The sequence below is a fragment of the Novosphingobium sp. GW835-FHT14H07 genome (assembly GCF_058793515.1).
In genome coordinates this window covers 25,336-32,101 of record NZ_JBXAFX010000038.1, presented here as the reverse complement: position 1 = coordinate 32,101, position 6,766 = coordinate 25,336, and the positions used below count along the sequence as shown (strand labels likewise).

The window sequence follows — 6,766 nt, the reverse complement described above, 5'->3', positions numbered from 1 at the left end:
TGATCGACGCGCCGCGACAATCACATTCTCATCCTGATTGACGCGCAATCCTCATCCAGTTTGTCGCGCTACAGCTGTGCCATGGCGCTGGGACCAAGTCCTGCGATCTGGGGCAAAATGTACCACATCCGGTGGCTCTGCTTGCGACCGCGCCAAATTTCACCGAGCGGTCGGTGGTATTGATCGTTTTGGGCCGTGACGAGGCGTTCGAGGTCGAAATTCATGGTTCTTCAATACCAGCTTTCTCTATGCTCCCTCTCGCAACGCTGTATGAGCCGCGCTCGATGCAGCCAACCACGGGTTCAGCATTCCTGTTGCTGCATGACGACCTCATCCCTCAAACTGGCCAATGCGAGCCGCATATCAGACGCCCGCGCCGGGCGACGAACTTTCAGGAGCGGCCGGACCCAAAGAATTGATCCGGCGTTGCCGGGTCATGTGCAACAACTACGAGCGCCACCTGAACTGGTCGAACCTGCAAGAGGCTCTGGCGGTAGCCGGGCTGAATGTGGCTCTGCGGCCCCCTGCACTCCTTCCACCAACCCGCGACGTCCGGGTCAGCGATGACAGTGCAGTACTGCGAGCCGCCGGAAACGGGGTCGAAGCGGTCACGATGCGGTGGGGTTTCAGGCCGGCCAGGACGAAAGCTGCGCCTGTCTTCAATTTCCGCGCCGACGGGCGAGATTTCTCGGACAGTCGGCGCTGCCTGATCCCGGCAAGCGCGTTCTTCGAATTCACTGGTGACAAGGCGCCGAAGTCGAAGTGGCGGTTCACAATGCGCGATGAGCCGATGTTCTGCGTGGCCGGGCTTTGGAAAGATGAGGAGCACGGGCAAACCTGCAGCTTTACCATGCTGACGCTGCCGCCGAGGCCCGACGTTGCGCCGTTTCATGATCGCCAGATCGTCACGCTGGCGCCAAAGGAGTGGGCAAGGTGGCTCTATCTCGAGGGGTCTGGATCGCTTGACGTTCCTCCCGCCGGGACATTGGCGGTATCGCTGGTCCGGCAAGGCAGGGACGAACCATCGGGCGAGTTGCTGGCCCTAGCGCACCCTGCCCGGTCAGCCGCCTGATGAAGATTGCGACCTACATTGTGAACGGCGTTAACGGGCGCCTTCCCGTACTGCTGCGCTGGCTAGCCGAGGCACGGCCGGACATCGTGTGCCTGCAGGAGTTGAAGTCCCCCGACGAACGGTTTCCTGCCGATGCCCTCTCCGATGCCGGATACCGCGCACTTTGGCATGGACAGAAATCGTGGAACGGTGTCGCCATTCTATCCCGCGCCGGCATGATCCACGAGACCCTGCGCGGACTGCCGGGCGAGCCGGAAGACACGCAGAGCCGTTATCTGGAAGCTGCTGCAAACGGTGTCATCGTTGCCGCACTCTACCTCCCAAACGGCAACCCCCGCCCTGGGCCCAAGTTCGACTACAAACTGCGCTGGTTCGAGCGACTGGCAAGCCGTGCGCAAGAGCTCCTTGATAGCGGGCTTCCGGTGATCCTGGCGGGCGACTTCAATGTGATCCCGACGGATCAGGATGTCTACAAGCCCGAGCGTTGGACCGAAGATGCGCTGTTCGTCCCCGAAGTTCGTGAAGCATATGCGAGGCTCCTGGATCAGGGTTGGACCGACGCGCTAAGGAAAATGCATCCCGGCGAGCGGATCTACACCTTCTGGGACTATTTCAGGAACGCTTGGGGTCGCGATGCCGGACTGCGGATTGATCACCTTCTGCTGAGTCCGGCGTTGGCGAAGCGGCTGAAAGCAGCCGAAGTGGACAGTTTCGTGCGGGGCTGGGAGAAAACCAGCGATCATGCGCCGGTCTGGGTGGAACTGAAGCCTGACCGTACCGCGCGCCGGTCGATCCGTGGATCATAGTCCGCTGCCTGCAGTTGTCAGGAAAAGCCAGGACAGCCGGAGACTTGCCATGTGGACTGTGAGTTCGAAATTCAACGCCGTGGGCACGAGCGGAGCCGAATACGTGATCGTCGAGGAGCGTGACGAAGCGCGTGGGGCGGCCGGTGATAGCAAGGCCACGGAGGCGCGGCGTTATTCCCTGGAAGACGGACGGGAACTGAGCGCCGAGAAGGACGGCACGTTCATTCTAGGCGGCACCGATGAAGTGCTCAAGGCGGTCGCGCCGTCAGCCGTCACGGAGCACGACTGAACCTTCGGCAAGGCCGCAAAGTCTTCTACGCGGGATGGATGTTCCAAAGTGATGGCGAAGCAGAAACCCTCGAAAGCACTTCGCCGTCCGATCTTGCGGTCCGTATCCCCGGTTGAGCCGATGGAAGCCTTGCTGGTCGAGAGCCTGCCCGAGCCGCCGGGCTGGTACTACGAGCCCAAATGGGACGGATTCCGTGCGCTGGTCGACCGCAAGGGCGATGACGTGGAGATCTGGTCCAAGTCCGGCAAACCGCTTGCGCGCTACTTCCCGGAAATCGCCAACGCCGTTCGCACCATCAGGCAAACGCGCCTGCTGCTTGACGGAGAACTGGTCATCCCGATCGGCAATCGCCTTTCGTTCGAAGCTTTGCAGGCAAGGCTGCACCCTGCAGCTTCGCGCATTGCCAGGCTGTCGCGCGAAACTCCGGCGCAACTCATCCTGTTCGACTGCCTGCACATCGGCGAGGCCGATTTGCGAAATGCGCCACTCTGCGAACGACGAACGGCGCTGGAAGGGCTGGCTCGGGAAGCTGGTCACGACGACCTGATCCTCTCGCCAGTTACAACACAAATCGAGCAGGCCAGGAAATGGCTTGGCCTCAGTGGCGGTGCGCTTGATGGCGTGATCGCCAAGGGCCGGGACCTGCCCTACCTCGCTGGAGAGCGTGCCATGCGCAAGATCAAGCAGCGGCGGACGGCCGACTGCGTCGTCGGCGGTTATCGCAAAGACGCCAAGGGCGGTGTAGTCTCGCTTCTGCTCGGCCTTTACGACCCGAATGACAAACTGGACCTCGTCGGCTTCACCTCTGCCTTCTCAGGCGCGCAGCGTTCGGCCTTGGCTCGAAAGGTCTCACCGCACGATGGTGGGCCCGGTTTTACCGGTCGTGCTCCGGGAGGCCCCAGCCGGTGGAACCCCGACAAGAGCGGAGACTACATACCCCTGAAGCACGAACTGGTCGCAGAGGTTCTCTATGATCAGGTGACTGCAGGTCGATTTCGGCATGGCACTCGGTTCCTCCGTTGGCGACCCGACAAAGCAGCTCGGCAGTGCAGGTACGATCAGCTCGTCGTTGAACTGAGGCCAACGGAACTGCTGGACCTGGTAGAACAAGGCGAAGCCCGGCCAGACCCGAAACGATGATGTGGCCGCTCGATGCGATTGATTTCGCGGGCTTTTAACCGCTTCCTGCTTCCCAGGCGTCGAGTGCGTTACGATACACCTCTTCCTCGCGTGCCACGGCCGCACGCAGCCCCTCTGCCGCTACGATGCCAGTTTGGCGCAAGCTAACCCTGCGCTCGCGAAGCGCTTCGATCTTCCGGTCAATCTCGTTCAACGCTTCGGTCAATTCCCGTTCCTGCCTGTCGAGAGCCGCGCGGGCGGCGTCGAGCGCAGCTCGGCTCGGCCTTGGCGGACGCTTTCGAGGTTTCGACGGGGTGCCTGCAGGCGTCCGTTTCTTTCGTGAGGGACCATCGACTACCGGTCCTGCGGCAGACAGGTGCTGGGCCGCGGACGCGCGTGGCAGGCGAACGACTTCGCCTGGCTGCTGCAACGCTAGCGCCATAAGTTCCGGATCGGTGATCTGCTCTGCCGCTCCTCGTGCAAAGAGATCCTTGTCCGTCCCCCATGCTTCGAGTGCAGCGCGCCTGCTCGTGGTCGCGATATATGCATCGTCGAAGCCCGTGCTTGTACGAAACACCTTGAGTGGTCGTTTGGTCATCTTTGCCGAACGCAGCGGCGCATTCTTCGCTCCCAGTAAAACTAGGCGAGCAGACCGACCGACGGATTGTCGGAAATGGGGTGTCCGGCCGTGAAGATCAGGACTGAGTGCCGCTTACCCATTCTGTTCGGCCCGCTGGCAAGTTAGCCCTGCCTTGGTATCCTGGACAAGCCGGCGAAGGCAGGTGCTACTGCTTGCTGCCGGACGGAACTTTGCGCGCCGTCAGCGCTTGTTGGTTGACAGTTCCAACATGAGGCAGGCCGGAAGTGCGCTCAGCATCGATTGTAATTGCCTGCAGTCTCGTGATTGCCTGCAGCGAGAACAAAGCTCCTACTGTGATCGATGGCAGCAGCGAGGCCTCGTTCGAAAGCACTCTTGCAGCCGCCCGGCGCGATGTAGGACCGAAGGATCGCATCAAGCTTGAGGCCGCAATCCGCGAATTTCAGGCGCAGATGTTCGCAAAAGCCGATAACCGTCAGGAATACCAGAGACTGGTGAGGGAAGGCATGGACGGACTGACGGCGCCAGGCATCGTCAGGCAGTTCGACAAGGACGTTGACCGTGTAAGCGGACAGGCAGCGGATGCTGTGTTTGATGCGAAGCGCGCCATAAAGGATCTTTAAAGCAGCGTCGTTTAGCCTTGGCTCAAAACACGGTTTAAGAAAGGTTGCTTTCTAAGTCTACCGCGGACCGCCGTCAGCGGCGAGGATGTCAGTATCGAAAGCAGGCATCAACATGCTGACCCAGTCAGTTGCGACCGCATTTGGCCGTAAGAACCTCCGCTGCAATGCTGTGGCTGCCTCGATGGTCCTGACCCCGCTTCTCAAGAGTTTTATCCCGGAACCGCTGCTCAAACTCAACGAGGATGCGACCCTGACGCCGTTGCTCGGAACGCCGGAGGATATTGCCCGTATAGTGACCTTTCTTGCGTCAGACGATGCTCGTTGTCTGACAGGCCAGATCATCCAGTCTGACGGCGGAACCACTGCTCACTTGCCCACATACGCGGCAGCAAGAGAGTTTTTCGGCGACACCTGAGAGATTGCCGACCGCTGCGGTTAATGCAGGGGCGGCGGCCGGCACGGCTGGTTCACAGTTGCGTTACGCGAGCAGCGGAAGTGACCTGGGCGCTAAGAAATCCTTCACTATCGTTTGCGAATTCCGAGCAATGCCCCGCGCTTTCCCTGGACTCGCGGGATTGATCCTGCGCGCTTCTGAGCGGTCCAAAATCGTTGTTCTTTTAAAGGACTTGGGGCGCGAGAACCCTAGATCACGGCAGGCGGTATAGGGGCTAACCTTGGAAAAGATGCTCCTACAGGAGGCCGCGCAAGGTATTTACTGAGCCCGGCACTCGGCGAAGCCGCATTGATCACTTTGTGCGCCCATGCCGTGTAGGAGCTACAGTACTGCCGCGTGTGCTTGGGGGTCAGCGATAGACGCAGCGGGTCGTGTCCCTCGCGGTGATGTAAGAGGGTTCCCTGAGAGGTTGGCCACCGTCAATCTGCAAGTGAAACTCGATACCGTTAGAATCCCACCACAAGATATTTTATCATAATTTTTCAATGACTTATAAAGTTTTTTAGCGGAGGTGCGAGTTCATCAAGCTCCCTGACGCGGCGATTGCCGTTCCGGTTGCGCGTCATCGGGTGAACGCCTGCGCTCTCGGCATCCAACTGCGAGCGTTATCCCATGATCGAGCTTCAAACCATAGCGGAGGCGATCCCCCTTCCCGCGACGCCGGAAGGTTGGTTCGACTACGGGTACACCGCGTTGGCGGACGGGCGACTGGCACTCATTCGCACTCGGAAGGATGTTCATAGCGAGCACATGCGGTGGTGGGAGGCCGCAAAGGGTGGCTGGCGGTCGCCGAAATACCCCAAGGTCTGGGACGACGACATGCGTCTGTCGATCTTCGACGGAAGCACGGAGTCCAATGTGGCGGTGATGCCATCGGGAGCGCATCCTATCGTTGATCGGATGCCTGACGGTCGATGGCTGGTTGCAGGCTCTCGCGCCGACAGGGGAGAGAAAAACGGCGTGATCTATTCTGCGGATGGGCGGAAAGAGTCGGAGATGATCCTCGGCGACGGGATCGAAACCTTGCTAGGCGCCTCTGACGCGACGATCTGGGTTGGCTATTTCGACGAAGGCGTATTCGGCGGAGAGAACAAGGATGGAAGCTGGCCTGTGTCATCGGGTGGTCTTGTTCAGTTTGACGCCACTGGCCGTGTTTTCTGGTCATTCAACGAGCAGCATCGCGATGAGGGCGGGATGGACGACATTTACGCTATGACGCTCGTCGGTGATAAAATCTGGGCCTGTTATTACTCGGGCTTTCCTATCGTTCGGATCAGCGGAGGTAAGCCGGTGTTCTGGTCGAACAGCGTCGCCGGAGCAAAGGCCATTGCCGTGAAGGACGATATCGTGATGCTGGGCGGCGGCTACAGCGACGATGCCAACCGCATCACGCTCGTGAAGCTCGATGGGAAATCAAGTCACGAGCTTGGTAGCTTACGGTATGGTAAGGGCACGCGCGGCGCAGCCAGTCTGCGTCAGGGACGGGGAAGCGTGATCCACATCGTCAGCGATGGCGTTTGGTCCAAAGTGCCGGTCTACAAGGCGGCTGCGGCCATCAGCCGGGATCGCCGCCCTTAAGTGCCCGATAGGCGCTGGCGCGCCCGATTTTCAGGCGCGTGGTAATCTCCGTTGCGCCTGCCCCCCTCGACGCCAAGCCCCCGAAGGAGCGGTTCCTAAGTCGCCGGGACGCGCCAAGGTCTCGCGCGCGACCACAAGTGCAGGCCACAGTCGCTAAAATGACTAAAATGACAGGTCCCGAACCGCATGTTCGGACCTGACTAGCTCCGCAACTATTTATCTGATCT

Annotated in this window: 8 protein-coding genes and 1 pseudogene; 7 read left to right on the top strand and 2 right to left on the bottom strand. The window is 60.2% G+C overall.

Features of this window, described 5'->3' with window-relative positions; all coding sequences use genetic code 11:
- Positions 1-68 precede the first annotated feature (68 nt).
- On the bottom strand, positions 69-224 hold the full coding sequence (locus tag AC1Q5P_RS20395; protein ID WP_492519904.1) for a DUF1810 family protein: 156 nt from the start codon (positions 222-224) through the stop codon (positions 69-71).
- Between the two features lie 125 nt (positions 225-349).
- Between AC1Q5P_RS20395 and AC1Q5P_RS20390 the strand changes: the two genes are divergently transcribed.
- From AC1Q5P_RS20390 to AC1Q5P_RS20375, 4 genes are all read left to right on the top strand, one after another.
- Positions 350-1,072, top strand: a complete 723-nt coding sequence (locus AC1Q5P_RS20390; RefSeq protein WP_492519903.1) for an SOS response-associated peptidase — start codon at positions 350-352, stop codon at positions 1,070-1,072.
- Positions 1,072-1,878, top strand: coding sequence for an exodeoxyribonuclease III (gene xth, locus AC1Q5P_RS20385; protein ID WP_492519902.1), 807 nt, complete (start codon positions 1,072-1,074; stop codon positions 1,876-1,878). The genes AC1Q5P_RS20390 and xth overlap by 1 nt, the downstream gene beginning before the upstream one ends.
- A 79-nt stretch (positions 1,879-1,957) precedes the next feature.
- Positions 1,958-2,167: a hypothetical protein gene (locus AC1Q5P_RS20380; protein ID WP_492519901.1), complete on the top strand. Its 210-nt coding sequence runs from the start codon at positions 1,958-1,960 to the stop codon at positions 2,165-2,167.
- A 51-nt stretch (positions 2,168-2,218) separates the two neighbouring features.
- Positions 2,219-3,307, top strand: a complete 1,089-nt coding sequence (locus AC1Q5P_RS20375) for an ATP-dependent DNA ligase (protein WP_492519900.1) — start codon at positions 2,219-2,221, stop codon at positions 3,305-3,307.
- A gap of 34 nt (positions 3,308-3,341) precedes the next feature.
- Here AC1Q5P_RS20375 and AC1Q5P_RS20370 read toward each other — a convergent pair whose 3' ends face one another.
- Positions 3,342-3,863, bottom strand: a complete 522-nt coding sequence (locus AC1Q5P_RS20370; RefSeq protein ID WP_492519899.1) for a hypothetical protein — start codon at positions 3,861-3,863, stop codon at positions 3,342-3,344.
- 356 nt (positions 3,864-4,219) lie between these two features.
- On the opposite strand from AC1Q5P_RS20370, the gene AC1Q5P_RS20365 reads away from it, so the two are divergent.
- The 3 genes and pseudogenes from AC1Q5P_RS20365 to AC1Q5P_RS20355 all read left to right on the top strand — a co-directional run bounded on the left by AC1Q5P_RS20365 (position 4,220) and on the right by AC1Q5P_RS20355 (position 6,539).
- Positions 4,220-4,507: a hypothetical protein gene (locus tag AC1Q5P_RS20365; protein ID WP_492519898.1), complete on the top strand. Its 288-nt coding sequence runs from the start codon at positions 4,220-4,222 to the stop codon at positions 4,505-4,507.
- Positions 4,508-4,589: 82 nt separating this feature from the next.
- Positions 4,590-4,922 (top strand): annotated as a pseudogene (locus AC1Q5P_RS20360) (SDR family oxidoreductase); the annotation flags it as partial.
- A 651-nt stretch (positions 4,923-5,573) separates the two neighbouring features.
- Complete coding sequence (locus AC1Q5P_RS20355) at positions 5,574-6,539, top strand: hypothetical protein (protein WP_052242423.1); 966 nt, start codon at positions 5,574-5,576, stop codon at positions 6,537-6,539.
- Positions 6,540-6,766 lie beyond the last annotated feature (227 nt).

What these genes read in the sequence shown, in the direction of transcription:
- xth (WP_492519902.1), top strand. Translation starts at nt 1,072, where the DNA reads ATGAAGATTGCGACCTACATTGTGAACGGCGTTAACGGGCGCCTTCCC.
- AC1Q5P_RS20395 (WP_492519904.1), bottom strand. Translation starts at nt 224, where the DNA reads ATGAATTTCGACCTCGAACGCCTCGTCACGGCCCAAAACGATCAATAC.
- AC1Q5P_RS20390 (WP_492519903.1), top strand. Translation starts at nt 350, where the DNA reads ATGCGAGCCGCATATCAGACGCCCGCGCCGGGCGACGAACTTTCAGGA.
- AC1Q5P_RS20355 (WP_052242423.1), top strand. Translation starts at nt 5,574, where the DNA reads ATGATCGAGCTTCAAACCATAGCGGAGGCGATCCCCCTTCCCGCGACG.
- AC1Q5P_RS20375 (WP_492519900.1), top strand. Translation starts at nt 2,219, where the DNA reads ATGGCGAAGCAGAAACCCTCGAAAGCACTTCGCCGTCCGATCTTGCGG.